The 2,415-nt window shown below is 71.2% G+C and carries 3 protein-coding genes; all 3 read right to left on the minus strand.

Going from position 1 to position 2,415, the window contains the following annotated elements; all coding sequences use genetic code 11:
- The coding region (locus tag D3H34_RS31765; RefSeq protein WP_119558775.1) for an efflux RND transporter periplasmic adaptor subunit at positions 1-1,161 on the minus strand (1,161 nt) is incomplete at its 3' end.
- Position 1,162: 1 nt separating this feature from the next.
- On the minus strand, positions 1,163-1,801 hold the full coding sequence (locus tag D3H34_RS31770) for a hypothetical protein (protein WP_119558774.1): 639 nt from the start codon (positions 1,799-1,801) through the stop codon (positions 1,163-1,165).
- A gap of 49 nt (positions 1,802-1,850) precedes the next feature.
- The coding region (locus D3H34_RS31775; protein WP_167481314.1) for a metal ABC transporter solute-binding protein, Zn/Mn family at positions 1,851-2,415 on the minus strand (565 nt) is incomplete at its 5' end.

Raw genomic sequence — 2,415 nt, forward strand, 5'->3', positions numbered from 1 at the left:
CTCGCCCTCTTCGAGGCCGCCCGTGACTTCGACCTGCAGCCGGTTGCGCGTGCCCAGTTGCACGCGGCGCACTTCGACCAGTTGATCGGGCGACTTCTCGGCCAGGATGCGCGCCTCATAGGCACCCGACTCGCCGTCGAGCGCGGTGAACGCCGCCAGCGGCGCCGTGAGCACGTCCTTCACGGCCGCCGACACGAACGTGACCTGGGCCGTCATCTGCGGCATCAGCGCGCCGTCGGGGTTGTCGACATCGAACAGCACCGTGTACTGCACGGCCTTGGTGCCGGCAGCAGGCATGCCGGCCGTGGCCGTGGCCGGTGCGCCCGCGGCGGCCGACGGCGCGGGCAGCACCTGGCGCACCGTGCCGCTCCAGCGCCGGCGGTCGCTGCCCAGCGTGCTGAAGTACGCGGGCATGCCGGACTTCACCTGGCGGATGTCGGCTTCCGACACATCGGTCCAGACCGTCATGCGGCGCAGGTCGGCGATGCGCAGCACCGTCGGCGTCTGGTAGGTCGCGTTCAGCGTCTGGCCTTCCTTCACATCGAGGCCCGTGACCGTGCCCGCGATGGGTGCGTAGATGCGCGTATAGCCCAGCCGGGCTTCGTCGGCGCGCAGGCTCGCGGCGGTCTGGGCGATCTGCGCTTCGTACTGCGCCACGCGCGCGGCCGTCGACTTGAGCATCGCGGCCGCGGTCTGCAGGTCTTCGAGCCGCGTCGCTTCATCCCTGGCCATCTGCTGCTGGCGCGCATGCTGCTGGCCCGCGAGTTCATGCTGGGCGCGCGCGTCGTCGGCCTGGGCGCGCAGGCCCGCAATCTGCGCGCGGCCGGCCTCGACCGTGGCGGCGAGCACGCTGGCGTCGATCTCGGCCAGCAGCTGGCCCTTCTCGACTTCGTCGCCGGCGCGCACCAGCAGACGCGTGATCTGGCCCGAAACCTGGGCGCCGACATCGACCGAGCGCAGCGGCTGCAGCGTGCCGATGGCGGCGACGCTGGCTTCGATGTCGCCCCGGGCGACGGTCACGGTCTGCCAGGGCGATGCCGCGGCCGGGCGCAGCAGCAGCCACAGCGCGCCCAGCGCCACCACCGCCGCGAGCGGCACAAAATAGCGCACCGCACGGGAGCGGCGGCGCGGCGAAAGAGAAAGTGAATCAGGCAAAGTCATTTCAGCGTGCCACCTCGAAGCTCAGCGTGGCCGTGTGGCGCACGTCTGCGTATTTTTTTCCGTCGATCGTGACCGCGCCGTTGTCCACGCGCGCCGAGACTTCAAGCACGTAGAGGCCGGGGAAGGCGGGCACGAAACTCACGCTGCCGTCCTTGGCCGGCGTGAGCACGCGGCGCCAGCCTTCGGAGGTGTCGACATTGACCTGGCTGGCCGCGACCGGGCGCCCCTTGAACATCAGCTGGAACGTATTGCCGCCGGCAACCGTGGGCACCAGTTCGAGGTCGTTGACGGCCTTGGTTTCGGCGCGGCCGAACTTCGCCTGGAAATAGGTCAGCACGCCATCGGCGTCGGCGCGCGTCGCGGTGAAACGCAGATCGCCCTGCCCCGCGGGCGTGAACGCAAAGTGATTGGCCGCGGTTTCGAGCGCCGGCGACTGGCCTTCGGGCGCGACCGGCCTGGCGTCGCGCAGCGCGGGCAGTTGCGCCAGCGGCTTGGGGACTTCGCCCGCGAACACGCGCGCCTGGGCGCCATCGCGCTGCAGCCAGAGATAGTCGGCGCGGGCCGATGCGGCCAGCGACAGGGACAGCGCGAGCACGGCCAAAGCAGGCGCGCGGCTGCGGGAGAGACGGAATGCGGTCATGGAATGGACTGGAATGAGAGATGTCGGATCGGCGCAGCGACAGCGCCGCTCAGCGCAGGCGCAGCGCCACCACAAGGCGCGCGGCCAGGGCTTCGATATCGGCCACCGGCTGCTGGCCGTCGGCGGCCAGCACCGCCACGGCCGCACCCGCGCCCTTCACGGCCTGGGCGAGTTCCGGCGGCAACTCTTCGTGGTGCAGCACCGCGGCCACGCCTTCGCGGCGGATCAGCGCCGCCAGCGCCTGGGGATCGGTGCTGCCCGGAACCAGCTCGAGATTGAACGCCGAAGCCAGGTAATCCAGGCGCGGCGACAGCGACACCACGCTCAGATTGGGCGCGGCCAGCAGCGCGGTTTCGGTCCTGCCCGACAGCGCGACAAGCTGCTGCTTGAGGCCTGCGAGATTGCGCGCCAGCACCGGTGCGGCCTGGGGCGCGAGCCGTTCCAGATCGGAGGCGACGATGTCGGCCATGCGGCCCAGATTCACCGGATGCAGCCACGGGTAGCTGCCCAGGTCCGCACCCGGCTGCAGCGCGATGCCCGGCAGCGCGCCGTCGATGGGCCGCGCGGCGTCGATCTCGACGATGCGGATGTGGGCGCGGCGCGCGGGCGGGTAC

The organism is Acidovorax cavernicola, assembly GCF_003581445.1.

Coding starts and splice junctions, on each gene's coding strand:
- D3H34_RS31770 (WP_119558774.1), bottom strand. CDS start 1,801: ATGACCGCATTCCGTCTCTCCCGCAGCCGCGCGCCTGCTTTGGCCGTG.